Annotated in this window: 26 protein-coding genes; 4 read left to right on the top strand and 22 right to left on the bottom strand. The window is 35.1% G+C overall.

All coding sequences use genetic code 11. The annotated features are described in order from the left end of the window. Positions 1 to 34: 34 nt before the first annotated feature. The 14 genes from atpG to G551_RS0108680 form a co-directional block, all read right to left on the bottom strand. Positions 35 to 901, bottom strand: coding sequence for an ATP synthase F1 subunit gamma (gene atpG, locus G551_RS0108615; protein ID WP_027885194.1), 867 nt, complete (start codon positions 899 to 901; stop codon positions 35 to 37). A gap of 66 nt (positions 902 to 967) precedes the next feature. Next, on the bottom strand, positions 968 to 2,548 hold the full coding sequence (atpA, locus tag G551_RS0108620) for a F0F1 ATP synthase subunit alpha (RefSeq protein WP_027885195.1): 1,581 nt from the start codon (positions 2,546 to 2,548) through the stop codon (positions 968 to 970). Between the two features lie 49 nt (positions 2,549 to 2,597). Next, positions 2,598 to 3,143 carry an ATP synthase F1 subunit delta gene (gene atpH, locus G551_RS0108625; RefSeq protein WP_027885196.1) on the bottom strand — a complete coding sequence of 182 codons (546 nt, stop codon included), beginning with the start codon at positions 3,141 to 3,143 and terminating at the stop codon, positions 2,598 to 2,600. A 4-nt stretch (positions 3,144 to 3,147) separates the two neighbouring features. Beyond that, a complete protein-coding gene (locus tag G551_RS0108630) occupies positions 3,148 to 3,642 on the bottom strand; it encodes a F0F1 ATP synthase subunit B (protein ID WP_027885197.1) in 495 nt (164 codons plus the stop codon). Between the two features lie 78 nt (positions 3,643 to 3,720). Continuing rightward, positions 3,721 to 3,942 carry an ATP synthase F0 subunit C gene (gene atpE / locus G551_RS0108635; protein WP_027885198.1) on the bottom strand — a complete coding sequence of 74 codons (222 nt, stop codon included), beginning with the start codon at positions 3,940 to 3,942 and terminating at the stop codon, positions 3,721 to 3,723. Between the two features lie 24 nt (positions 3,943 to 3,966). Then, positions 3,967 to 5,052 (bottom strand): F0F1 ATP synthase subunit A, encoded by a 1,086-nt coding sequence (gene atpB, locus G551_RS0108640; protein ID WP_027885199.1) that lies wholly within the window; start codon positions 5,050 to 5,052, stop codon positions 3,967 to 3,969. A 134-nt stretch (positions 5,053 to 5,186) separates the two neighbouring features. Further along, the gene (locus G551_RS15620) at positions 5,187 to 5,567 is read right to left on the bottom strand and encodes a DUF6168 family protein (protein ID WP_051191340.1); all 381 of its coding nucleotides are present in this window, start codon (positions 5,565 to 5,567) and stop codon (positions 5,187 to 5,189) included. Positions 5,568 to 5,580: 13 nt separating this feature from the next. Next, positions 5,581 to 5,808, bottom strand: coding sequence for an AtpZ/AtpI family protein (locus tag G551_RS0108650; RefSeq protein ID WP_051191341.1), 228 nt, complete (start codon positions 5,806 to 5,808; stop codon positions 5,581 to 5,583). After that, on the bottom strand, positions 5,765 to 6,187 hold the full coding sequence (locus G551_RS0108655; RefSeq protein WP_027885201.1) for a bactofilin family protein: 423 nt from the start codon (positions 6,185 to 6,187) through the stop codon (positions 5,765 to 5,767). Before G551_RS0108655 ends, G551_RS0108650 begins: the two co-directional genes overlap by 44 nt. A gap of 11 nt (positions 6,188 to 6,198) precedes the next feature. Beyond that, complete coding sequence (gene porW / locus G551_RS0108660; protein ID WP_051191342.1) at positions 6,199 to 8,778, bottom strand: type IX secretion system periplasmic lipoprotein PorW/SprE; 2,580 nt, start codon at positions 8,776 to 8,778, stop codon at positions 6,199 to 6,201. Between the two features lie 108 nt (positions 8,779 to 8,886). Further along, entirely contained in the window at positions 8,887 to 9,582 is a 696-nt protein-coding gene (locus tag G551_RS0108665; RefSeq protein WP_027885203.1) for an ABC transporter ATP-binding protein, read from the bottom strand. A gap of 6 nt (positions 9,583 to 9,588) precedes the next feature. Next, entirely contained in the window at positions 9,589 to 11,064 is a 1,476-nt protein-coding gene (locus tag G551_RS0108670; protein WP_027885204.1) for a DUF5687 family protein, read from the bottom strand. A gap of 46 nt (positions 11,065 to 11,110) precedes the next feature. Then, on the bottom strand, positions 11,111 to 11,815 hold the full coding sequence (locus G551_RS0108675; RefSeq protein WP_027885205.1) for a hypothetical protein: 705 nt from the start codon (positions 11,813 to 11,815) through the stop codon (positions 11,111 to 11,113). After that, complete coding sequence (locus G551_RS0108680) at positions 11,812 to 12,150, bottom strand: PadR family transcriptional regulator (RefSeq protein ID WP_027885206.1); 339 nt, start codon at positions 12,148 to 12,150, stop codon at positions 11,812 to 11,814. Before G551_RS0108680 ends, G551_RS0108675 begins: the two co-directional genes overlap by 4 nt. Before the next feature lie 125 nt (positions 12,151 to 12,275). Here G551_RS0108680 and G551_RS0108685 point away from each other — a divergent pair, with 125 nt between their 5' ends. Further along, complete coding sequence (locus G551_RS0108685) at positions 12,276 to 13,328, top strand: ferredoxin--NADP reductase (protein WP_027885207.1); 1,053 nt, start codon at positions 12,276 to 12,278, stop codon at positions 13,326 to 13,328. Between the two features lie 67 nt (positions 13,329 to 13,395). On the opposite strand, the gene G551_RS0108690 is transcribed toward G551_RS0108685, so the two are convergent. The 5 genes from G551_RS0108690 to G551_RS0108710 all read right to left on the bottom strand — a co-directional run bounded on the left by G551_RS0108690 (position 13,396) and on the right by G551_RS0108710 (position 17,738). Continuing rightward, positions 13,396 to 14,496, bottom strand: coding sequence for a glycosyltransferase family 9 protein (locus G551_RS0108690; RefSeq protein WP_229797322.1), 1,101 nt, complete (start codon positions 14,494 to 14,496; stop codon positions 13,396 to 13,398). A 127-nt stretch (positions 14,497 to 14,623) separates the two neighbouring features. Further along, on the bottom strand, positions 14,624 to 15,232 hold the full coding sequence (locus G551_RS0108695) for a DUF4254 domain-containing protein (RefSeq protein WP_027885209.1): 609 nt from the start codon (positions 15,230 to 15,232) through the stop codon (positions 14,624 to 14,626). Between the two features lie 6 nt (positions 15,233 to 15,238). Then, on the bottom strand, positions 15,239 to 16,237 hold the full coding sequence (locus G551_RS0108700; RefSeq protein WP_027885210.1) for a DNA adenine methylase: 999 nt from the start codon (positions 16,235 to 16,237) through the stop codon (positions 15,239 to 15,241). Continuing rightward, complete coding sequence (locus G551_RS0108705; protein ID WP_229797321.1) at positions 16,234 to 16,938, bottom strand: hypothetical protein; 705 nt, start codon at positions 16,936 to 16,938, stop codon at positions 16,234 to 16,236. Before G551_RS0108705 ends, G551_RS0108700 begins: the two co-directional genes overlap by 4 nt. Then, complete coding sequence (locus tag G551_RS0108710; RefSeq protein WP_156876771.1) at positions 16,869 to 17,738, bottom strand: DUF6427 family protein; 870 nt, start codon at positions 17,736 to 17,738, stop codon at positions 16,869 to 16,871. The genes G551_RS0108705 and G551_RS0108710 overlap by 70 nt, the downstream gene beginning before the upstream one ends. Before the next feature lie 108 nt (positions 17,739 to 17,846). Here G551_RS0108710 and G551_RS0108715 point away from each other — a divergent pair, with 108 nt between their 5' ends. Then, complete coding sequence (locus G551_RS0108715; protein WP_027885213.1) at positions 17,847 to 18,092, top strand: DUF6341 family protein; 246 nt, start codon at positions 17,847 to 17,849, stop codon at positions 18,090 to 18,092. Here the strand turns inward: G551_RS0108715 and purD are convergent. Continuing rightward, entirely contained in the window at positions 18,089 to 19,363 is a 1,275-nt protein-coding gene (gene purD / locus G551_RS0108720) for a phosphoribosylamine--glycine ligase (RefSeq protein WP_027885214.1), read from the bottom strand. The two genes, G551_RS0108715 and purD, sit on opposite strands and share 4 nt — an antisense overlap. Positions 19,364 to 19,442: 79 nt before the next feature. Here purD and G551_RS0108725 point away from each other — a divergent pair, with 79 nt between their 5' ends. Beyond that, positions 19,443 to 20,750, top strand: coding sequence for a phenylacetate--CoA ligase family protein (locus tag G551_RS0108725; protein ID WP_027885215.1), 1,308 nt, complete (start codon positions 19,443 to 19,445; stop codon positions 20,748 to 20,750). Continuing rightward, a complete protein-coding gene (locus tag G551_RS0108730; RefSeq protein WP_027885216.1) occupies positions 20,747 to 21,919 on the top strand; it encodes a glycosyltransferase family 4 protein in 1,173 nt (390 codons plus the stop codon). Before G551_RS0108725 ends, G551_RS0108730 begins: the two co-directional genes overlap by 4 nt. Here the strand turns inward: G551_RS0108730 and G551_RS0108735 are convergent. Beyond that, positions 21,916 to 23,265, bottom strand: a complete 1,350-nt coding sequence (locus G551_RS0108735; RefSeq protein WP_027885217.1) for an undecaprenyl-phosphate glucose phosphotransferase — start codon at positions 23,263 to 23,265, stop codon at positions 21,916 to 21,918. The genes G551_RS0108730 and G551_RS0108735 overlap by 4 nt on opposite strands. A gap of 2 nt (positions 23,266 to 23,267) precedes the next feature. Then, positions 23,268 to 24,257 (bottom strand): UDP-glucuronic acid decarboxylase family protein, encoded by a 990-nt coding sequence (locus tag G551_RS0108740; protein ID WP_027885218.1) that lies wholly within the window; start codon positions 24,255 to 24,257, stop codon positions 23,268 to 23,270. Between the last annotated feature and the right edge of the window lie 12 nt (positions 24,258 to 24,269).

Consider the following 24,269-nt stretch of genomic DNA (forward strand, 5'->3'; position numbering starts at 1 on the left):
TCCGCTTGAGAAAAAATTTGCTCCTTTACAGTCGCTAATTGTTCAACGCTTCCGCTCCACCAACAATTTCTAAGATTTCGTTGGTAATAGATGCTTGACGTGCTTTGTTGTAAGAAAGCTTTAAAGAATCTCTTAACTCTGTCGCATTATCGGTTGCTTTGTGCATCGCCGTCATACGCGCTCCGTGTTCAGAAGCAAAAGAGTCTCTTAAGGCTTTATATAACTGAATTTTTAAAGACTTCGGAATTAATTCTTTAACGATTTGATCTTTTTCCGGCTCAAAAATATATTCAGAAGTATTATTTACTTCCTCTACATTTTCGATAGGCTTAATTGGTAAAAATTGCTCTTTGGTAACGATTTGCGTCGCTGCATTTCTAAAACTGTTATAAACCAACATTACCTTATCGTAATCTCCTTCAACAAAAGAATTCATGATATCTTCAGCAATTTCTGCTACGTCATCAAACTCTAAATGATCAAAAATATCTACGTTATGATTACTAATGGTAAATGTCTTCTTAAGAACATCGTTTGCCTTTTTACCAATAGTGTACAATTCTACTTCTTTATCGCTAAAGTTTTCTTCAGTTAAATTTTTAACTCCTTTAATAATATTAGAGTTAAATGCACCTGCTAAACCACGATTAGAAGAAATTGCCACTACTAAAACTTTTTTCACCTCACGTTGCTCAGAAAATTTACTTTCGCTTCCTGCATCTAAGCTAGCGCTAAGACTTTGTAAAAGCTCTGTAAGTTTATCTGAATAAGGACGCATGGCAGTAATAGCATCTTGCGCTTTGCTCAACTTTGCAGCAGAAACCATTTTCATGGCACTGGTTATTTGCATGGTTGAAGAAACCGAGGTAATCCTACTACGTAATTCTTTTAAATTAGCCATATTGTTAGTAATGAGTTAGTAGTGGTGAGTATAAAGAATGAATTTCTCTATACTCACCTCTCCAATCTAATTTTTATATTTTGCTGAAATTTCTGATGCTGCGTTTCTCAACACTTCTAAAGACTCATCAGTTAATTTTCCTGCTTTAAGCGTATCTAGCGTATCTCTATGCTTCGCTTTTAAATATTCTAAATAATCTGCTTCAAATTCTTTTACCTTTTCTACAGGAACTTCTCTTAATAAGTTCTTAGAACCTGCATAAACGATAGCGATTTGATCTTCTACCGGGTAAGGATCGTTTTGCGCTTGCTTTAAGATCTCTACGTTACGCTTACCTTTTTCGATCGTACTTAATGTTGAAGCATCTAAATCTGAACCAAACTTAGCGAAAGCTTCTAACTCACGGTATTGTGCTTGGTCTAATTTTAAAGTACCTGCAACTTTCTTCATCGATTTAATCTGTGCAGAACCTCCAACACGCGATACAGAAATACCTACGTTAATTGCCGGACGAACACCCGAGTTAAATAAATCTGATGTTAAGAAGATCTGACCATCTGTAATCGAAATTACGTTGGTAGGGATATATGCTGAAACGTCTCCTGCTTGTGTTTCGATAATTGGTAAAGCAGTTAACGAACCTCCTCCTTTTACTTTCTCTTTTAAAGAGTCTGGAAGATCGTTCATTGTTTTTGCGATATCATCATCGTTAATCACTTTTGCAGCACGCTCTAATAATCTTGAGTGAAGGTAGAAAACGTCTCCAGGATACGCCTCACGTCCCGGTGGACGACGTAATAATAAAGACACCTCACGGTATGCTACCGCTTGCTTAGATAAATCGTCATAAATAATTAGAGCAGGACGACCTGTATCTCTAAAGTACTCACCGATAGCAGCTCCGGTAAATGGTGCATAAACCTGCATTGGCGCAGGATCCGATGCATTTGCAGCAACGATAGTTGTATAAGCTAAAGCACCTCTATCTTCTAAGGTTTTTGCGATACCTGCAACGGTAGAAGCTTTTTGACCAACTGCTACATAAATACAGTATACCGGTTCACCTTTATCATAAAATTCTTTTTGGTTAAGAATCGTATCGATACAAACCGTAGTTTTACCTGTTTGACGGTCACCAATTACCAACTCACGTTGTCCTCTACCTACCGGTACAAGCGCATCGATAGATTTAATACCCGTTTGCATTGGCTCAGTTACCGGCTCACGATAAATAACCCCAGGAGCTTTACGCTCTAATGGCATTTGAAAAGTTTCACCAGAAATAGGACCTTTACCATCGATAGGCATCCCTAAGGTATCTACTACACGACCAACAATACCTTCTCCTACATTTACAGAGGCAATACGTTGTGTACGCTTTACTGTATCTCCTTCTTTAATCGCTTTAGATGGCCCTAATAATACAACCCCAACATTATCTTCTTCAAGGTTAAGTACCATTCCTTCTAAACCACCTTCAAACTCTACAAGTTCTCCGTATTGTGCGTTAGCAAGACCATAAATGTTAGCGATACCATCACCAACAGTCAATACCGTTCCTACCTCGTCTAAAGAAGCTTCTGCTTCAAAACCTGATAGTTGTTCTTTTAATATTGCTGATACTTCAGCAGGATTCACTTCTGCCATAATTAATTATTATAAATAGTATAAATACTTATACTGTTTTTATTTAATTTTAAACGTGTGCGTTATTTTTAAATCTTGTTTTAAGAGCGTTTAATTTTCCTCGAACACTTGCATCGTATTGCTGGTCTCCGATTCTTAAGATAAAGCCTCCTAAAATTTCTTTATCTATTTTACATTTTAAAGTTACTTGACTTCCTGTTAAAGATTTTACTTTAGAAAGTATTTTTGTTTCCATTTCTGGAGTTAAAGTTTCTGCTGTAGTTACAGTAGCAACTTTAATGTTATTTCTTTCATCGTAAAGCTCTGTAAACTTTTTAGTAACCACCGCTAATTCTGAAATTCTGTTGTTGGTTGCTAAAACTCTAAAAAGATTTTTGATGGTAACCGAAGCATCTTTAAAAATAGCATTTAATGCATTTACTTTTGCTGACGGATTTACTACCGGACTTTTTATAACATTACGTAATTCTTGACTATTCATTAGAGTAGAATGAATATCTCGAATTTCTTTATTGATCGCGTCTTGAGTGTTTTTCTCTTCAGCTAAATCTAATAAAGCTTTTGCGTAACGTTGTGCTGCTCTACTACTTGCCATAATTCTAGTTTAACTTAACATCATCAAGCATACTGTCGACCAACTTCATTTGGTCTTCTTTACTATCAAGCTCTTTTTTTACTACTTTTTCTGCAATTTCTATAGAAAGGCTAGCAACTTGCGCTTTAATTTCTGCTAAGGCAGCTTGCTTTTCAGCAATAATAGTTTCTTGAGCGTTTGCAAGAATTTTACTTGCTTTTTCTTCTGCTTCTGTTGAAGCTTCTGAAATCATTTTTTCTTTAATCGTACGAGCTTCTTTTAACATCTCATCACGCTCTTCACGTGCTTTCTTGATAAGTTTCTCGTTACTTGCCTGAAGATTTTTCATCTCCAAACGAGCTTTTTCAGCAGAATCTAAAGCGTCGTTGATCGAGCTTTCTCTTTCTTTTATTAAACCTAAAATAGGTCTCCAAGCGAATTTTGCTAATAAAAAGACTAGAATTACAAACACTACGGTTTGCCAAACTATTAATCCAATCTCTGGCTTGATTAATTCCATAATATTATTTAATAATAATTTCTAATTAGTAAATAATCTAATTCGTGACCAACCGTCACGAATTAGATTAAAGAATTTTTACTTTAATACACCTAATAAGGCAGCAACTACTCCAAAAAGAGCAACACCTTCAATAAGTGCAGCAGCAATAATCATTGCAGTTTGGATCTTACTAGCCGCTTCTGGCTGACGAGCAATCGCCTCCATAGCTGAACCACCGATCTTACCTACACCGATTCCGGCTCCGATAACTGCTAAACCAGCTCCTAAAGCTGCTAAACCAACATATAATAACTCCATAGTAAAAAAATTAAAAATTAAAAATTAATGATGTTCGTGTTCTGCAACTGACATACCAATAAATAAGGCAGACAGCATAGTAAATATAAATGCTTGTAAAAATGCTACAAGTAATTCTAAAACTGAAATGAATAACGCAAAAGGAACAGAAACTCCGGCAACTCCTACGCTTTCTAAAATAAAGATTAAGCCTAATAAACTTAAAATAATAATGTGACCTGCAGTAATGTTCGCAAACAAACGAATCATTAATGCGATTGGTTTAATAAACAATCCTAACAATTCAACTACCGCTAAAATAGGTTTTACAAAACCTGGAATTCCCGGCATCCATAAAGTGTGTTGCCAAAAATCTTTATTCCCATTAACGATCATTAATACTAAGGTCACTAAACCTAATGACACGGTTACTGAGATATTACCGGTAACGTTAGCCGCACCCGGAAACAAACCTAACAAGTTAGTGATCCAGATAAAGAAGAATACAGTTAATAGAAACGGCATAAACTTCATATATTTCTTTTCACCGATCTGAGGTCTTGCAATTTCGTCTCTTACAAAAAGTACTAATGCTTCTAGTGCGTTATGAACTCCTTTTGGCGCTCTTTCACTCTTTTTAAGTTTTTTAGACATACTTAAGAAAAGAACCAACATAATAATTACCGTTAAAAACATTGCAGCAACGTTTTTGGTAATCGAAAAATCTAATGGTTTTGAAGCATTTAAAGGATGATGATCTGCGTCAAATTCTACCGCTTCTGCTCCTTGGTCTAGCATATAAATCTTCTCGTGAAGATTTACAAAACGCATTCCGTTCTTTTCTACAATATGATGCCCTGAAGTATCGTGATGAAATTCACTAGACATAAAAGTGACTAAACCAGCATCTGTATAAAGAATTACCGGCAAAGGTAAAGTTACTGCATCTTCGTTCTCACCAAAGAAATGCCAACCGTGCGAATCGCCAATATGATGCATGATCATATCTGTTGGATTAAAGTCTTTTTCTGCCTCTTCTAAAGACTTTTCTGAAGCGTAACTTGCAACACCACCAAGTAAGGCTACTAAAACTAGACAAACAAGGTTTTTAAATAAATTACTGGCTCTCATAAATACCTTTTATTCTTAAACTAAGGGCTTAAAATTTGCTGCAAAGATACTTTTTTAATTTTTATCTGAAAGCCTGTGGAAATATTTTTTACAAAGATTCAAAAAGAAGCTTCAAACCCTTGAAAAACATAGCGTTATTTAGAGTTCAAAAGTTTATTAACATATATGGTTTCGAAGATAAGATAAACCAAATAAGGAAGAAGAACCATCATGATGTTAGCAAACATATCTGTTTTTAACCGCAACATCATAGGCAGCAAGAAGACGACCGTAGCTAACATTTTTAAAAGACTACAAGCAATAAAAACAAATCCTGCTTTCGATTTATCTAAAAAAGAAAAATAAAGCAGCAAACTACACGTAATAAATGCTAGCGAAAAATGGAATAAATAAATTTGCCAAACGGCATAGAACAATTCAACTTCAAAAGAAAAAAGAACTCCGTATTGAATAGCCATTAACACCAAGGTGAAAATCACTAAATATGTGGTAAGCTTTAAAAAGTTAGCTTTCATTCAACTTAAAAAATTACATGTTTTTTACTTCTTTGTAAACGACATAAAGCGCTACAAAAACTCCAATAAGAGATCCGGCAATGGTAGCGAAGGGTGAAATAGACTCGAATTTACCATCTAACCAAACTCCAATAAAAGTGGTCACCAAAATTGTGATGACCATTTGAATACCGATACCTGCAAATTTTACGTAGGTATTAAGCGGTTTTTTCTCCTTTTCCTTTTCCTGATTTTCTTTCATCATTTAAGCTTTTCACCGCACCTTTCATCGAGCAAGTTGCATTAAAAGTTGCTCCCGGATCTACATCGAGCTTACCGGTAATTACTTCTCCTTCTATATGTGCTGAAGATTTTAAGGTCAAAGTGTCTTTTACCACAATTTTACCGGTGAATTTACCTTCGAAATCTGCATTTTCACATTCAATTTCTCCGTCGATATAACCGGTTTTTCCGACCACGATTTTCCCTGCGGTTCTTAAGGTTCCTTCTACTTTACCTTCTATTCTAAAACTACCTTTACCTTCAATATTTCCGGTAATGGTGGTTCCTTGAGCGATTTTGTTTTGTTCTTTTACTGCATCTGAAGACACGCCTCTATTTTTTTTGTTTTCTGAAAACATAATTCAATATTTTATTGAGATTGCTTCGTTAAATAAGCATCTAAATTTTTATGTACTTGTATAATTTGATAGTTACTATCTGATATACTAAAGTTGGTATGTTCGATTTGATAATCTTCTTCCTTCTCTAAAATCTTCCCAAAACCTTCTGCCCCTAATTTACTTTGCAAACCGTGCACAATTACAAAAAACTGTTGCGGCGTATAAAAATCGACCGAAGAATAAAATTGATTTTCATAACCTTTATCGGCAATAGCCGCGTCTAATTTTTGCTGAAGCTCTAACGCCATTTCTTCCTTACCAACTTCGAAAGGATAAACTAAGTAAAAAACAGCTTCATTCTCATTTTCTGTAAATGTGGTATTTTTTAATGCCGGCAACGATTGCTTTACAATTTGCTCGGCTTTTTTACCTTCTTCACTCTGCGGATAGGTTAACGCTACGTAATTTAACGATTCTTCGTACGCTTTAAAACCTTCGTAACGACCTCTGGCAAATGCTTTGAGTAATTCAAATTTTGGCACAATATCTTCACCGGTAAAGAGATCGATATACTTTTTGGTGTCATCGATCACTTCTTTATACTTCTCGTCTTTATATTTTCTGTAAACTGAAGTATACACTGCTTCAGGACTATTATTATCGTCTCTCAACGAACGCGGATTGCGTAGAATACTTGCGTAACGAGAATCTGGGTGTTCTGAAAGGATGTTCTGCTTCCATTTTTCCATCATCGCCGTATTGCCGGTCGCTTCGTAAATCTTATATAAGTTGTATTTTGAAGGAAGTATTAAACGTTCCTGCGGATTGTTTTGCAATAAAGCTTCTAGTTTATCTGAAGCCAAATCGTACTCTTTGAATTTCTCTTTATAAATTACCCCAAGTTGGTAGTACGCAAAGTTTCTGTCTTTCTTTAAACTATCGATCACCTCAACATCTGATGGTATTTCTGAAATATAGTTTTGAGGATCAAAAGCCGGATCGTTTTCAATTTCAGCTAAATAAACTTCTTCTTCATCTACTTCTTCAACTTTTGCATTATTAGCCGCTTCAGAAGCGTAACGCCAATTATCTTTTAATTCAATTTCTCCCCAAGTTCTATAGAATTTTTGTAAACCTCGAGCAACTTGTGTGTTGTTGTAAAAATAGAAACTAGAATTACTACTTCTGCTTCCGCCACCGGCGTTGCTGGCTTGTCTTCCGAATAAATTACCGGGATTGTTGGCTTTATTCTGAAATTCTCGTTTAGCTTCAGCAATGGCTTTTTCTTTCATTTCTGAAGTTACTTTTTCAAAATAAGAAAGTTGTTCTGCTTCAGACATATTTACCAAACTTAAAATACTGTCGTTGGTATTAGCAATGTCTTCGTATAAAATGACATCGTCTAAATTTTCTCGTTTTCTACGAATGCTTCTAAATTCTCGAGTACTTTCAGGAATGTTCATCATCACGCTATCGTAATACGCGCCGGCCTCTTTATATGCTGCCGCATCGAAATTGATGTTTCCTAAATTTAAATAATCGCGAGATTTTAAATAATTGTTTTGCTGCGGAACTTGTGCTCGCAAACTGTAATTATAAAATTCTACCGCGCCATCGATAGAGTCTGTGTTTTTATAATATTCACCCACCTGATAGTTGATGATATCTAAAAAAGGTCGATTTTCTCTGTTTTCAAGCATATCATTCATCAACTCCATAAAAGCCAAACGATCACCTTCATCGTAATCGAAGTTTTTAGCTTTTTCCATATAAGCGTTGATCATATACGATCGTGGTGATTTTCTATTTAAAGCAATTACTTGATCGAAAGCTTTGTTTGCACTATCTCTTTGCCCTAAACGATCGTAAATTTGACCTTTGATAAACAAATACCTTCCTTTTTCTTCGTTAGAATCGGTAAACTCAATCGCGTTGTTTAAAGGAGCAATGGCATTTTCTTTTTCATCTAAATTTAAATAGGCTTGCGCCATAGCGGCAGAAGCATCGGCTAGATCTTCATCTTCAAATTCTATATGCTCATCAAATAATTTTTTAAGGTTTTGTAGCGCCAATTCGCTATTGCCCATTCGCATGTAAGTTTTTTCTCGCCAAACTTTTGCGGTAACTATACGATCACTTTCAGGATAATCGGTAAGAATATAGTTGAAAGCTTCTAAGGCCGGAAAAAATCGCTGATCGAAATATCGCGCTTTCCCTAAAAGTAGAAAAGCTTCATCCATTTGCGGATTGTATTCTTCTCCCGCAATACGCATATTGTGTTTTTGGATAGCTTTGGTCGCTTTATCTTCTGCTCTTTGAAAGTTCGCGTTTTTAGTTTCGCCCGGTTTATTGGTTTCTTCTTCTACCTGCATGCGCTCGATCGGTAAAATTTCCCAATAATTATCTTTATAATTCTGAGCAAGTTCTGCTTTGCCGGCAGCTAATGCTAAATTACCGTTATAAATAATATTGTAATAAGCACCCATCGCATGAAAATTGCGATTTAGCCATTTATCTTTCTTTCTAGAACAAGACGCAAGAATGGCTATAGCCAAAACGGCCAAGCAAAAATGAACGGCTGTAGAAAAGTTGTTATTCTTCAAATTCATTAAGTATTAGCTATTTGAATAACTAAGAAATCACCATTTTAGTATGGTAGTGCGTAAAAATACGTTTCTTTAGAAGAATTTAAAGAATATCGTAGAGATTTTTGAATTCTACTTGTTAAAATACGCTTCTAATTCTTCTAAAGTGGCTTGACTGGTTTGGATGTCTTTTACCGTTTCACCTTTATCTAAAACCACGATTCGCTTACAAACTTCGGTGACGTGAATAAGATCGTGACTCGAAATTAAAATGGTAGTTCCGGTATTTTCATCTAGATCTTTAATGATCTTCTTTAACCGAATTTGGGTAGTCGGGTCTAAATTAGCAAAAGGTTCATCTAAAATTACTACATCCGGTTTCCCGATGAGTGCAGCGATGATGCCGGCTTTTTTCTGATTTCCTTTCGAGAGATCTCGTAAGTATTTCTTTTTCTGAAGAATTTCATCATTAAAAAAATCTTCATATTGTTTTAGAAATTCATCAACATCGGCTTTGGTTTGGCCGCGCAGATCGCCAATAAAGTAAAAATATTCTTCTGCAGTAAGGTAACCGATTAGAAAACTTTCATCAATAAAAGAAGAGGTAAAGGGTTTCCACTCTTCACTTTCACTAACAATAATATTCTTGTTCTTAATGTAACCGCTTGAAGGCTGAATTAGATCAAGCAACAAACTAAAAAATGTGGTTTTTCCCGCTCCGTTATTTCCTACTAAGCCAAAACTTTCACCTGCAGGAATATCTAAATTCTCTATATTTAAAACGGTCACGCCGTTATAACTTTTACTTAAATTACTTACACTTATCATCGTGATTTATTTTTTCTCGCTAAAAGCAGCGATGGTTTTGTATTTCTGTTTTTGGTACACTTTTTCAATTTGATTCAGGAAGAAATTAGTAAACGCCAAGCCTAAAACTCCGGAAACGGCCAAACAAATAATTCCCGTTTCAAAATTGATAAACTTATAAGGCAAATAGAAAATGAGCATTGGCCCAAAAATTTTTGGCAGCGCAATAAGCAATTGCGTTGGATTAAAACCCTGCGTATTGCTAAAGGCTTTTGCTTTTACGTTTAACTCCATCGGCACTTGATTTAAAACACCGCCATACAATGTGATAAACGAGTTAAGCCCCATATTAAATAATGCTCCGGCAGCGATCATCCCAAAAATATCCCAACCAAAATAAATATAAGGCGTACTTAAGATGAAAGAAATGACAACGGCAACCACCATTAACGACCATTTTGACTTTAAATATTCTCGATACGGAATATTCTGACTCATTAATAATTTATAATATTCACTATCCCAAGAAGGTACCAATTGCCCAAAAGACATTAAAAAACCGCCGGTCACAAACATAGAAGCAAAAGCTAAAAATGCCGGCATATCTTGATAAGATTCTTGTGGGTAAAAAATGAGTCCGTAAAACAGAAACAGAAACGACATAAACAGAACTTGCTTGGGTCGCTTGTTTCTAATGATCATTCGGACGTCATTTTTTAAGAAAGGAGCTACTTTCCCAAAACGATTTAACCAGGTTAACTCTTGTGTATGTACTTCTTTTGTTTCTTTTGAAATAGCGCCATCGAGGTAAAAATCTTTTCGAACAAATTTGAAGTTGAAGCGATACAACATCACCATTAACAATAACGGAATAATCACTGCATAAGGCTTTTCATAAATTGTATTGAAAAAATAACCTGCCGGTTCTGTAATCGAATACACCTGGTAATACTGAAGCAAGCCTGCTGCGACTAATACGGTTAGGATTCCGTAAAAAACCTTATTGTTTTTATTCAGTAAAAAATTAAGGTAGTTAATCGATAAGGTGAAAAACAACATCGAAAAGAACCAAGCTACCACATTGATTACCGCATAGTCTCCATTTACCAAAGACGTTATAGAAAATGGTAAAAAGAAAAACATGGGTAGAAAATTGAAAAACGATACCGAGGTTTTCCCTAATAAAAAGTGAATAACCGTACTGCGTTTAATCGGGATCACCATATATGGTTTAATATTGAGCACCGGTAATTGTTGCAAGAAATAGCGAAAAACCATATCGGCTAAAAACCAATAGATCACAAAGTTATTTACCACGGTAATCGGATCTTTATCGGGCATAAATTTTTGAATCCCGAAATAACCGGCAACTCCCATAAAGGCCGCCATCCCAATAAAATATAAAGCTCCTAATGCGAGTAAAATTTTTATCGCGATTCCTTTTTGAAAATAGGAAGAACGCGAAAACTGTTTCCACTCGAGAGCGATAAAGCGTTTAAACATAAAAAATTGGTTTGTTTATAGATAAGTATAAATGTAACCAAAAATGTTACACTTTTTCTAGTTTCATTTCCGGGTAAACGCGATGTAAAATTTCTTCTTTTTTCGCCGGTAAAATTCTAAAGACAATATAATGTAAAATAAAGCTGAAGGTGATGAGTAACGCAAAAACGACTGCAAAATATTGATATGGCAGCGTCTTCTCTGCTACCCAATACCATTGCCAAGGTGAAATAACAAAACCACCAACACCTCTTCCCATATTTAAAAATACGTGTTCTAAAAGATAGTATTTCCCTTCACGTTGTTTCCTTCTTTGTTTCGATATCTTCTGTAATTGTATCAACCTGTAAAAAACATAGATTATTTCTAACACAAGAATACTTGCCACAATAACAAACCCTATTTCCTTTTGAAGTAGTAAAAAAGAAAACAACCAAATCGAAAAAGCTACGATAATTACCTTCGGAAGCTTTAAAAACTGAAGTGCCTCTTTTTTCACCAGTTGAAAATAGCGCTTTTGCATAGCTTGTTGGCGTTCTTCTACCACATCTGAGAAACCAAAAATTCCGAATTTCTTGAATTCTTTTTGCAATAGTGTCTCAAAATTTTGATGAGGATCTTTTTGCCAATGTTTTTCGATCGCAGAAGCTAAATGATCGACCAACTCGGTTTGCACGTCGTAATATTCAACATAATGTTGGCGCGTAAACTCGTACAAACGCACTACTTGTTCAGCTGAAAGATTTTTCATCCTAAACTTGGTTTTGGGTTCACAATACCTTGTATGGTTTCAATAAAACGCTCTAATTCTTCAATCCGGCTTACTTTTTCTTGGTTTCCGGCTTGCGTGAGTTTGTAGTATTTTCGTAATCGGTTATCTACTCGTTGCATTTCAACTTCTAAAAAACCATTGGCTTCTAACTTGTGCAAAGCCGGGTAAAGCGCGCCTTCTGTAATGGTTAATTCGCCTTGTGTAAGCTCTTTTACTTTTTGGGTAATCTCGTAACCATACATTTTATGAGTTTCTGCTAACAGCTTCAGAATAATAGTTGAAAGACTCCCTTTATATAATTTTGAATTAGACATTTTGCCGATTTAATTTCAACCCAAACATACATAATTTTCTTATGCATAAAAAACTTAGGTATTATATTTTTAAGTAAAATGTTTTAAAAAGCACCTGACTTTGTATTTTTGCTGAAAAATTTTACATGAAGAACTTTCATTCCTTAACTATAAAAGAGGTCGTTCGAGAAACGCCAAAATCGGTTAGTATCGTTTTTAATGTACCGGAAGATTTAAAAGACACTTTTAAATTTACAGCCGGTCAATACATTACCATTAAAAAAGAAATCGACGGCGAAGAATTAAGACGTTCGTATTCTATTTGTTCTACGCCCAACAGCGGAGAGTTAAAAGTTAGTGTAAAAGAAGTGGCCGATGGTCGATTTTCATCCTACGCGAACAATGAGCTAAAAGCCGGAGATAGCCTAGAAGTATACTTGCCAGAAGGGAAGTTCACCTTTACTCCATCTGCAGATGCCGGTCACAGAACATACGCTGCATTTGCTGCCGGTAGCGGAATTACCCCGGTAATGTCAATCATAAAAACGGCTTTAACCGAAGAAGAACACAGCAAATTTGTGTTGGTTTACGGTAATAGAACTCCGGAAGAAACCATCTTTTTTAAAGAACTTTTAGAATTACAAGCCAGCTACCCAGATCGTTTTTTTGTAGAGTTTGTTTATAGTCGTACCCAAAATGAAAATTCTTTCTTCGGAAGAATCGAGCGCAGCACGGTAAATTTTGTGATGAAAAACAAGTTTAAAGGTCATAATTTTAGCGACGTTTATCTTTGCGGGCCTGAAGAGATGATCGATCTTGTTTCTGAAGTTTTACAGGAAAACAACCTTCCTAAAGAAAATATTCATTTTGAATTATTTAGCTCTAGCGAAGAAGGTGAAGTAGAAACGGTTCTCGAAGGAAAAACGCAGATCACCGTGATGGTTGATGATGAAGAAACCACCTTCGTGATGGATCAAAAAACAAGAATTCTCGACGCAGTACTCAATCAAGATCTAGACGCGCCATATTCTTGTCAAGGTGGTATTTGCAGTTCTTGTATTGCGAGAATTACCGAAGGAAAAGCAGAAATGGCAAAAAATCAAATTTTAACTGATGATGAAGTTGAAGAAGGCTTAACCTTAACTTGCCAAGCGCACCCTACTACTCCAACAATTAGAATTGATTATGATGATGTGTAAGTAGCGAAAAGCTTAAAGACATATAATTTATAGAAAATCGCCTTTCTTAATTGATTGGCGATTTTTTTTATAAAACTTCCAGAATAACTTTTAAAACCCTTTCTACCTCAATACTTTTCATCACCTCATCGTAACCATCTACTTGTTTATTACCGTAAATAGAAGTAGGTAAAAGTGGGTGTTTTTTTAGATCAGGTAAGATCTGTTGTTCCGGTTTTTGCTGAAATGGTGCAAATCCCGCAAACGGATGCGTTGCTCCCCAAATCGTAATTACCGGTACATTATATATCGCTGCTAAATGTCCGTTACCACTATCCATCGAAAGCATCAAGTCTAAATTCGAAACGGTTTGCAGCTCTTCTTTAAAGCTCAGTTTTCCAATCACACAAAAAACATTTGTATAGTTCTCGGCAAGCTTTTCTAATTGTTCTTGTTCATTTTTGCCTCCGCCAAAAAGTAAAATATCGTATAGATTCGTTTCATCTAAACGAGCAATCACTTTTTCCATTTGAGTAAGCGGATACATTTTAGGCTCGTGTGCTGCAAAAGGTGCAATCCCGATCCATTTTCGAGGTTGCTTTAGCTTTTCTTTTATTACCTGCGGAAGCGGATGCTTATTTACGACAACCGAATGGTTTAAATCGACTGGAAAATTTAACTCTGCAAATACATCGGCGTAACGCTGATGCGTGCTTTTTAATGGTCGAATTGTCTTTGGCTGAAGTTTAGTAAGCTCCTTCTTCTCTGCTCTACCTTTATGAATTACTGCAGATTTTATTCCGAAGAAAAAGAAGAATAAACGCAGAATTTTAGTGCGTAATACATTGTGAAGATCGGCCACGGCATCAAGCTGAAGTGAACTCAATTCATTTGCCAATTTAAATAGACCAAAAATGCTTTTATATTTTTGCTTTACATTGGCAGTAACAATTTTTACACCGGGAACTTCTTCAAAAATGGGTTTAAAAAAAGGTTTGGTTAATACCGTTATCTTTAAATCGGGATAAGTTTTTACCAACCGCTGCAAAACAGGAACTGTCATCGCCACATCACCCATGGCAGAAAATCGAATGACTAATAAATGAAAAGAAGCTTCTTCCTTATCGTTCAGTAAAGAAGAAGCGTTTCTTTTTTTTGAAGTATTTCCCATTTCACTTGAAATTATCATAGTATCAAATTAATCATCTTGCTATAAAACCTGAAGATTGAAAAAGTTTGATTCAAGCATCTCATTTTCAGCCTAATTTTCACAAATCAAAAATGAGCTTCCGTGTCAAACACAGAATGACGCAAAATTACTTTTTACCGCGAAGTACCGGGTTTAACTCGTCGTCGTTATACATTTTCATCTGCTTATAGACTTTCATGTATTTATCGCCGTTTTCAATATCTTGTAAAAGCTGATTAATAGCTGTCGATAAATCTACACGTTGTTCTAACAACACATCTAACTTTGCTTTACAAGCCATTTGGTGCTCTTGCGAGGCATCCTCTCTTGTAGCCTCTTCATTCATATGATAAATTTTCAACGCAAGAATAGAAAGCCTGTCTACGCCCCACGCAGGACTTTCGGTGTTGATCGTCGCCGTTTCTTTTGGCGTTACCGCTTTATATTTTTCAAGAAAATAGCTGTCGATATATTCCACCATATCGGTACGATCTTGATTAGAAGCATCGATTTGGCGCTTCAGTTTTAAAGCAGAAACAGGATCAATTTCAGGATCACGAATAATATCTTCGTAATGCCACTGCACGGTATCTATCCAACATTTTCTGTATAACAAATGTTCTAAAAGTTGTGTTTCGTTATCATAAGGATTTTCGAACGGCTGCTCTACCGTATTGATCACATGATATTTTTCTATAACTTCTTGAAATATTTTATTCGCTTTATCTGAAAACATATTTTTTTATTTTTCTAAAATGTGTAAATATTCTATCGTTTGGTTGGCTTTATGATTTCGGTTTTCGGTTTTATCGGCTTTAAAACGTTGGTAGTTTTTGGTTGCCAAACTATACTTCCCATACTTGCTCATAATTGCCTTAATTTCTTCGGGCGGCATTAAACCTTCATTATTATAACTCAAAAAGATATAAGAAAATTTTGCCTGTTTGATCAAATCTTCAAACTCGGCAGCCACTTCTCTCTTTTTGCAATAGGTCGATCGGTAATAATCGCGTAATCCGGTTTTGCCTTTAGGTGCAAAGGTATCATATTTTGCGATAGTAGTAAGCAAATGATAGTTAGCTCCGTATTGACGCGCATTATACGGCGGATCTAAATATAAAATATCGCCTTCTATCTGCTGAATAAGTTGATTAGCATCTTCCTGAAAAACCTGATTTTGCTGACTCGTTTTTACAAATTCTGCCGGCTGAATGACTAATGGTTTTGCTGCGGAAGTTTTTATTTTCTTTAAAAAAGCTCCGTAAACTGAAGCGGTATTTGCCACTTTATCGGCACTTTCTAATAAGGAGGCTAACAGAAAGTAATACAGTTCTGCTGAAATTTCTTCGGAAGTCTTCCAACGTTCAATTTGTTGGCGACAAGCATTGATTTTTTCAGCATTGGCTTGTGAGAAAAAAAGACGTTCGGCTTTACCATTTTCTCCGTATTCTTCAGCAATAAATCCCTTTGTACCGTCTAATTCATTCAATTGCTGAATATAATTTTCTGCGGAAGCAATTTCTTGATGATTTTCAATATAATTCTTCAGCAATACAAAACTGTAAAACTCTACATCGTTTGCCATTACTTGCTTCACGAACGGCTTAAATGTTCTGCCAACAATACCGGTTCCGGCAAAAAGATCGCAAAACGAAAGTTCTTGTAATGGCGACTTTACCGTGTTTTGCACGACTTCTACAATCCAAGAAGAAAGTTTGTTTTTAGAGCCTATGTAATTCATTTAATCGCCCAAATTATATCAGAAACAATAGTGTTTCCGTTGAATTGAAGTTGCTGTAATTTTGAAGCGTCAAAGGTAGAAACATATTTTTGAATGCATTGTTTTAACAGGTCGATTTCTGCTTTTAATTTCCAATGTTCGCCATCATCTGCATAAACCATGATAAACAAACGATTTTCGTAATGTTCACGTTGTTGTTTGCTTTGGTTTTTATACAACCAATACAAAAGCTCTTCGTGATGGTTTTGTGCGTAGTATAAAGTTTGCTGAAAACCTGAAGGAAAAACCGAGGTTTTATGGTCAAAATCGATTCCGCGTAAATTAAAATCGACCAGTCGATCTTTATGATTTATCGATGGCGTTACGCCTTCAATTTCTGTAAAAATTTGTTCAACAGCCATCGCGCTCCAAAAGTTAAACCAGCGATTGGCCGCATAATTAAATAATTCTCGTTTATCAAGTTGGTAAGCTTCAACAGTAGCTTTCATGGCTTCTACCACCACATTCCAGTCAGAAAATCTATAGATAAAATTGGTATAGGCATCCCATTCATCATTTTGCTTTTTACCCCATTGGTAAGGGTAAGCTAAACGTTGTTGTAATTGATGCTGAAGATTTTCTAGATCTAAATTCACGAAGCGATAAACGGTACGATAAGCGTTAATACCAATAAAGATATTAATAAAATTTCTTTCAGCCATTTTTCGCCTTTCTGCTCAAAATAATTAGCGCCGATTACACAAACCGGAAGAATGAAAAACAGTAATTCTGCTCCGTTTTTTTCATTTGAAAAAATCACTACAAATATCGAAAGCAACCAGGTGATCGTGATGATGTAAAGCGTATATTTTGTTTTTCGGGTGGCTTTTTGAATAGTTTTAAAGTAAGTGAAAAGCGACCATAAGGTAAAAGCCAACAAGACACTTAACGGAATTAAAATAGAAAATTGATGATAACTTGTAAAATCTAAAGAAGGATAACTGAAATACGAAATCGGGTTAAAAAACTGATCAAAAACCAGCAAATTAAAACTCGTTTTCAGGATAAAAACACTCATCAATGCAAAAAAAGGAATGAGCCAATTTTTGAAATCTTGCAGCGCGTAAAATAAAATCCCAATAAACGGGAGAATCAAAAACCAGATACTTTCCGGATAGAAAAGAAAGGCGATCCCGATCCAAAAAGAAGCATCAAAAATTTTTCGTTTTATATAAAGACCTGAGCGTAAACTTACAATTCTACGTAAAGCCAGGAGTATAAAAACACTTGCAATGATAATTTCTCCAGCTTGTAAAATGGGAAGAAATATGACTGTAAATACGGCAAAAAGAAAAATAGTGAAGGTGTTTTTTTTGGTGACTTCGTTTCTTTTTACAATAAAATTAATGAGTTCCATTAAAAACAAATAGGCTACTAATAAACCTATTTTTAAAAATATTTCTGCAAGCGAATAGAAAGCTTCAGCAATAAAAAAGTTGGCTACCAAAAAATAAAAAGACATAAAAAGCCCTACTAAAACGAAATTGATAGGCTTAGATTTCTTAAAAAAGCTTGCTAGCATTGACTAATTTTTTACTTTTGTAATCTAAATATATTAAAGTTCACTCTAATGAAAGACTTTTTAGAACTTATACAATCTTTATTTGAAGACGTTTTATTCGTACCGTTTCACGCGTTAAGAGAATTAGAATTAGAAAGCTGGTTTGCAGCTAACGCCTTAAACTGGGTGTTTATGCTTATCGCTTTTGTAGCTTTTATCTTCTGGATGAAGCAGTTAAAGAAATTTAACGACAACAACGAAGAGAACAGAGACGCTAAAGCACACGGATTTTTAGGAAAAAACGCTGAAGTTTAATTCAGGTCTTTTCCTAAGTCTTTACGATAATACATCTTATCAAAATGAAGTTTTTCTACATTTTGGTAAGATTTTTTTAGTGCCTTAGTGTAATCTTCTCCAAATGAAGTGATCGCAATTACGCGGCCTCCATTGGTAACTACTTTTCCGTTTTCTTCTTTTGTTCCGGCGTGAAAAACGATGGAGTCTTCAATCGTATCTATTCCGGTAATTTCTTTTCCTTTTTCGTAAGCTTCAGGATAACCACCAGAAACTGTCATTACCGTCGTTGCGGCTCTTTCATCTATTTCTAACGTAGCTTCATCTAATTTTTCATCGGCCACTTTCGATAATAATTCTACTAAATCAGATTTTATTCTTGGTAAAACCACTTCCGTTTCCGGGTCGCCCATTCGTACGTTGTACTCAATCACATACGGATTGTCTTCCACCTTAATTAAACCAATAAATACAAAACCTTTGTACTCGATCTTTTCTTCTTGTAAACCATTGATCGTTGGTTTTACAATACGCTCTTCTATTTTTTGCATCAAAGCTTCATCTGCAAACGGAACCGGAGAAATTGCTCCCATTCCACCAGTATTTAAACCGGTATCGCCTTCACCAATTCGCTTATAATCTTTTGCGGTTGGTAATATCTTATAATTTTTACCATCGGTGAGTACAAAAACGCTCAATTCTATTCCGTCTAAAAATTCTTCGATCACCACTGTTTTGCTGGCATCTCCAAATTTTTCGTTGGTAAGCATATTTTCTAATTCTGTTTTTGCTTCCGCTAGATCTTCTAGAATTAAAACTCCTTTTCCGGCAGCTAAACCGTCGGCTTTTAAAACATAGGGCGCTTTTAAGGATTCTAAAAACTTTTTACCGGCTTCTACGCTTTCTTTGGTAAAGCTTTCGTATGCTGCCGTCGGTATGTTGTGCATCGCCATAAATTCTTTGGCGCGTTCTTTACTGCCTTCTAACAAAGCTCCTTTTTTAGAAGGACCAATAATTTTAATATTCTTTAAAGCTGAATCTTGCTGAAAGAAATCGTAAATACCTTGTACTAAAGGATCTTCTGGTCCTACAACCACCATCTGAATATCTTTCTCAAGCACCGTTTTTTTAATCGCTTCAAAATCGGTTACGCTTAACGAAATATTTTCTGCAATTTCGCTTGTTCCTGCATTACCGGGAGCTACATAAAGTTTTTCACATTGTTCACTTTGTGCGATCTTATAAGCAAAAGTATGCTCTCTACCACCGGAACCTAAGACAAGAATATTCATATTTTAAAATTTTATTAGGAGCTCCAAAAATAAATGTTTGTAAATTGACGCCCTAATGTTTTTATAAAAAATAAGTAGATTGAATTGGTTTGATTTTACATTGAAATTAAAAGGTTTTCCTATTGAAGAAGCCAAAAAGCATTTAGAGAAAATCCAAGCCATTCCTGAAGCTGAATATGCTAATTATATTGAAGAGAAGAAACAGGAGATTTTAGATTTTCATCTTCAGCATAATTCATTTTACAAAGACTTATTAAAAAACAAGAAAGTTGAAAAGTGGGAAGATTTACCGATTCTTACCAAAAAAGATCTTCAGCAACCGCTTAAAAACCGTTTAAGTGAAGGTTATACAGAAAAAAATGTTTACGTAAATAAGACTTCAGGCTCAAGTGGGCATCCATTTGTATTTGCCAAAGATAAATTCTGTCACGCACTTACCTGGTCGGTAATATTTGATCGATTTGGTTGGTTTGGGTTAGATTTTAACTCGTCATTTCAGGCACGTTTTTATGGCATTCCACTTGATAAAATCGGATATTATAAAGAGCGTTTAAAAGATAAAATGGCGACTCGCTATCGCTTTCCTATTTTTAATTTAAGTGACGAAAAACTCGAAAGTTTTTTAGCTGAATTTTACAAAAAGAAATTCGACTATATTAATGGTTACACAAGTTCTATAGAATTATTCGCTAAATTTCTTCAGAAGAAAAATATTATTTTGAAAGATATTTGTCCGACTCTAAAAGTCTGCATCGTTACGAGTGAAATGCTTTTTCCCGATACCAAGGCGCTTTTAGAAAAACAATTCGGAATTCCTGTAGTGAATGAATATGGAGCAAGCGAACTCGATCTATTGGCTTTTCAGAATCCGCAGGATCAATGGGTGCTCAACACCGAAACCTTATTTATTGAAATTGTAAATGAAGAAGGTGAAGTTTTACCACATGGAGAAGAAGGGAAAATAGTAGTCACATCTCTTTACAATAAAGCGCATCCTTTTATTCGGTATGATTTGGGAGATATTGGAATTATCGATGCCAAAAGTACTGCCAAGCAACAATTCTTACAAAAACTTACCGGAAGAACCAATGACGTCGCCACCTTACCTAGCGGAAAAGTAGTTCCCGGACTTACCTTTTATTACGTCACCAAAAGTATTATTGAAGATAGTGGTGAAGTAAAAGAGTTTGTGATTAAACAAACCGAAGCCAATTCGTTTGAAATCACCTATGTGGCTTCAGCTACTATTTCAGTAGAAAAAGAAAATGAAATAAAGACTGCTATTGAAAAATATCTTGAAAAAGGCTTAAGTCTTCAATTGAAAAGAGTTGATGTTTTACAACGTAAAAAAAGTGGCAAATTGAAGCAATTTGAATCTTTAGTATGAAAAAAATTACCATCATTACCAATTATTTTCCTCCAGAAACCGGTGCCGCCTCTAACCGAATTGCGAAATTAGCATTAGGTTTACAAGAACGTGGCTTTAAAGTTTCGGTAATTTGCCCTTTACCCAATTACCCTAAAGGGAAAATTTTTGAAGGTTATCAAGGAAAAACTTCTGTAACAGAAAATTATCAAGGTATTGAAGTGATTCGACTTTGGGTTTATGCCAATAATTCTGAAAATAAGTTTAAGCGTTTATTGGGAATGGTTTCTTTCTCAATAAGTTTCTTTATCTTCGGCTTATTTAAAAATAGAAAGATTGCAAAAACGGTGGTAATTCAAAGTCCGCCATTAATTATAGCGCACGCAGCCTTACGTTTTCTCTCTAAAAAGAAAAGAAACCTGATTTTAAATGTTTCCGATATATGGCCTTCTGCAGGTTATGAACTCGGCGCCATCCAAAAAGGTAGAGCTTACGATATTTTAGAAAAAATTGAAAAATATAATTACCAAAAACCTCAACTAGTTTTAGGGCAATCTAAAGAAATTTTAGAACGTGTAAAAAGCGTGGTTCCGCAGCAAGAAACTTTTCTTTATCGAAACTTTCCACAACCTCCGAAAGAACCTCAACCGGCAAAAGTTTCAGCAGAAAAACCTGTTAAGATCATTTATGCTGGACTTTTAGGTATCGCTCAGGGTATTTTAAAACTTTGTGAAGAAATTGAACTTGACGGAGCAGAATTACATATTTATGGTGCCGGAGCAGAAAAAGAAAAACTAGAAGTTTTTTTAGCTTCTTCTAAAAAACCAATTATCTATCACGGCGAAGTAAAACGTGATGAACTCCTTATTTTGCTCAACGATTTTGATCTTGCGATCGTGCCTTTAGTGAGAAGTATTTATGGCTCGACACCTTCAAAAATTTATGAAATGGCACATAACAACTTGCCTATAATTTACTTTGCCGGTGGCGAAGGTGAAGGAGTTATACAAGATAATAATTTAGGATATGTGGTAACACCGGGAGACTTTTCAGCCTTAAATGAATTAATCAAAAATTTAGAGTTAGTTGAAATTTTTCAACTGAAACAACACCTTAAAGAAACCGCTACCAAAAATTTTAATATTGAAACTCAACTAGATGAATTAAGCCTGAATTTAGCTGAAATTTAATACGCTTTATCTTCTCCTTTTAAGGCGTTAAATACCGTTTGAAAGATAATCTTAATGTCTAAAAGTAAAGACCAGTTTTCTATATAAAAAATATCATACTTTACACGGTTTATAATATCATTTTCTGTTTCAACTTCTCCGCGATAACCACTGGTTTGTGCTAGACCCGTAATACCAGGTTTCACAAAATGGCGAACCATAAATTTATCGATACGTTCGGCATACATGTGTGTATGGCTCACCATATGAGGTCTTGGCCCGACAACAGACATTTCTCCGAACAGTACATTAATAAACTGAGGCAACTCATCGATACTGGTTTTTCTTAAGAATTTACCGATTTTTGTTATTCTAACATCATTTCTTCTAACTTGGTTTATGTGGGCATTAGAGTTTACTCGCATCGATCGGTATTTATAGCAATAAAACTCTTGATAATCTAATCCATTTCTTTTTTGACGGAAAAATACCGGTCCTTTGGACTCTAATCGAATTAAAAGCGCTAAGATCGGAGATAACCAAGAAAGTAAACCTATAATTACGATAAGAGATAGAATGATATCAAAGATTCTCTTTACGAACTGATTTAAAGGATCTTCAATAGGAATATCTCGTAATGATAATATGGGTAAATAACCGTAATATTCCATTTTTAACTTCCGCGTATATATTTCTTTATTATCGGGAAGAAATTTGAGTACTTTAAGGTTATTATCTGAAAAATCTACTAGCTGGTTAATTTCATTATTTTTTAGTGAAGATACCGAACAATATATTTCATCAATATTTTCATTTATAATAAACTGAAAACAATCTTCTAAGGATTCTTCGTGATTTAATTTAAATACTGCTTTACATTGATAACCGTATTCAGGATTGTTTTTGAAAAAGTTGAATAGTTCTTTGGACCTTTTGTTATTTCCGAAAATTACGGTTCTTCTATAATTACCGCCTAACCATTTTCTGTATCTTTTCAAAAGATAAAAAACGGTGAGCTTAGCTGCGATAATAAGCGTGAATGATTTTACTAGATAAATTAAAACACGATAAGCTGGACGGCTTAGCTCTTCAAAAATCCCAAAGAAAGCAAAAACCAGTAAAGAAAAAAGTGCTGCTTGCAAAAAACTAAGCGATACTATTTTAATAACTTTCGTAAATCTATAAATTTCGTAAAACTGAGATTTAATTGAAAGTATTAACCAACCTGTTGAAATAAATATAGCATAATTGAAATAATCAATTACCCCAAATTTAAATTGAACTGCAAATAAAAGTATAATGGCTAAATCAATAAGATAAGCCAACGGCCTTAAGTAACCGGAATACCGACCTTGCTTAATGAGCATTGCTACTTTCTAATATGTTTTGAAAAATCTTTGTGATCTTTTTTATTAAGCTCTTCTGGAGTTAAGCTTTTAAAGTACTCGTAAGTTATCTTCATCCCTTCTGCGCGATCTACTTTTGGTTCCCATCCTAGAATTTCTTTTGCTCTTGTGATATTTGGCTGCCTTTGCATAGGATCGTCTTTTGGTAATGGTTTGTAAATCACCTTTTGATCGGTCGCCGTGAGTTTAATAATTTCTTCAGCAAAATCTTTGATAGTGATTTCGTGTGGATTACCAATATTTACCGGATCTGAATAATCACTTAAAAGCAGTCTGTAAATCCCATCTACTTGATCGTCTACATAACAAAATGAACGTGTTTGCGAACCATCGCCAAAAACAGTTAAATCTTCACCTCGAAGTGCTTGCCCGATAAATGCAGGAATTACACGACCATCGTTTAATCGCATTCTTGGTCCGTAAGTATTAAATATACGTACGATTCTGGTTTCTAAACCGTGAAAGCGATGGTAAGCCATCGTGATAGATTCTTGAAAACGTTTAGCTTCATCGTAAACTCCACGCGGACCAATGGTGTTTACATTACCATAATACTCTTCGGTTTGAGGATGCACTAAAGGATCTCCATAAACTTCGGAAGTACTTGCAATAAGTATTCTTGCATTTTTCTCTTTTGCTAAACCTAAAAGATTGTGTGTTCCTAAGGAGCCTACTTTCAAGGTTTGAATAGGAATTTTTAAATAATCGATAGGACTCGCAGGAGAAGCAAAATGAAGTATGTAATCTAATTGACCGGGAACGTGCACAAAGTTGGTGACATCGTGGTGATGAAAAACGAAATTTTCGTTGCCAAAAAGATGCTCGATATTTTTTAAGTCGCCGGTAATAAGATTATCCATCCCTAAGACTTCGTAACCTTCAGCAATAAACTTATCACAAAGATGTGAACCTAAAAATCCTGCAGCTCCCGTAATTAAAATTCGTTTAGACATACTTCTTGTTTT

The sequence above is a fragment of the Mesonia mobilis DSM 19841 genome, assembly GCF_000423405.1.
GTDB classification, from domain to species: Bacteria; Bacteroidota; Bacteroidia; order Flavobacteriales; family Flavobacteriaceae; genus Mesonia; species Mesonia mobilis.

Coding starts and splice junctions, on each gene's coding strand:
- G551_RS0108715 (WP_027885213.1), top strand. CDS start 17,847: ATGAAAGACTTTTTAGAACTTATACAATCTTTATTTGAAGACGTTTTA.
- G551_RS0108695 (WP_027885209.1), bottom strand. CDS start 15,232: ATGTTTTCAGATAAAGCGAATAAAATATTTCAAGAAGTTATAGAAAAA.
- G551_RS0108630 (WP_027885197.1), bottom strand. CDS start 3,642: ATGGAATTAATCAAGCCAGAGATTGGATTAATAGTTTGGCAAACCGTA.
- G551_RS0108690 (WP_229797322.1), bottom strand. CDS start 14,496: ATGATAATTTCAAGTGAAATGGGAAATACTTCAAAAAAAAGAAACGCT.
- G551_RS15620 (WP_051191340.1), bottom strand. CDS start 5,567: ATGAAAGCTAACTTTTTAAAGCTTACCACATATTTAGTGATTTTCACC.
- G551_RS0108670 (WP_027885204.1), bottom strand. CDS start 11,064: ATGTTTAAACGCTTTATCGCTCTCGAGTGGAAACAGTTTTCGCGTTCT.
- atpE (WP_027885198.1), bottom strand. CDS start 3,942: ATGGAGTTATTATATGTTGGTTTAGCAGCTTTAGGAGCTGGTTTAGCA.
- G551_RS0108675 (WP_027885205.1), bottom strand. CDS start 11,815: ATGAAAAATCTTTCAGCTGAACAAGTAGTGCGTTTGTACGAGTTTACG.
- G551_RS0108705 (WP_229797321.1), bottom strand. CDS start 16,938: ATGGCTGAAAGAAATTTTATTAATATCTTTATTGGTATTAACGCTTAT.
- atpA (WP_027885195.1), bottom strand. CDS start 2,548: ATGGCAGAAGTGAATCCTGCTGAAGTATCAGCAATATTAAAAGAACAA.
- atpG (WP_027885194.1), bottom strand. CDS start 901: ATGGCTAATTTAAAAGAATTACGTAGTAGGATTACCTCGGTTTCTTCA.
- G551_RS0108730 (WP_027885216.1), top strand. CDS start 20,747: ATGAAAAAAATTACCATCATTACCAATTATTTTCCTCCAGAAACCGGT.
- G551_RS0108700 (WP_027885210.1), bottom strand. CDS start 16,237: ATGAATTACATAGGCTCTAAAAACAAACTTTCTTCTTGGATTGTAGAA.
- G551_RS0108665 (WP_027885203.1), bottom strand. CDS start 9,582: ATGATAAGTGTAAGTAATTTAAGTAAAAGTTATAACGGCGTGACCGTT.
- G551_RS0108710 (WP_156876771.1), bottom strand. CDS start 17,738: ATGTCTTTTTATTTTTTGGTAGCCAACTTTTTTATTGCTGAAGCTTTC.
- G551_RS0108685 (WP_027885207.1), top strand. CDS start 12,276: ATGAAGAACTTTCATTCCTTAACTATAAAAGAGGTCGTTCGAGAAACG.
- porW (WP_051191342.1), bottom strand. CDS start 8,778: ATGAATTTGAAGAATAACAACTTTTCTACAGCCGTTCATTTTTGCTTG.
- atpH (WP_027885196.1), bottom strand. CDS start 3,143: ATGGCAAGTAGTAGAGCAGCACAACGTTACGCAAAAGCTTTATTAGAT.
- atpB (WP_027885199.1), bottom strand. CDS start 5,052: ATGAGAGCCAGTAATTTATTTAAAAACCTTGTTTGTCTAGTTTTAGTA.
- G551_RS0108655 (WP_027885201.1), bottom strand. CDS start 6,187: ATGTTTTCAGAAAACAAAAAAAATAGAGGCGTGTCTTCAGATGCAGTA.
- G551_RS0108735 (WP_027885217.1), bottom strand. CDS start 23,265: ATGCTCATTAAGCAAGGTCGGTATTCCGGTTACTTAAGGCCGTTGGCT.
- purD (WP_027885214.1), bottom strand. CDS start 19,363: ATGAATATTCTTGTCTTAGGTTCCGGTGGTAGAGAGCATACTTTTGCT.
- G551_RS0108740 (WP_027885218.1), bottom strand. CDS start 24,257: ATGTCTAAACGAATTTTAATTACGGGAGCTGCAGGATTTTTAGGTTCA.
- G551_RS0108680 (WP_027885206.1), bottom strand. CDS start 12,150: ATGTCTAATTCAAAATTATATAAAGGGAGTCTTTCAACTATTATTCTG.
- G551_RS0108650 (WP_051191341.1), bottom strand. CDS start 5,808: ATGAAAGAAAATCAGGAAAAGGAAAAGGAGAAAAAACCGCTTAATACC.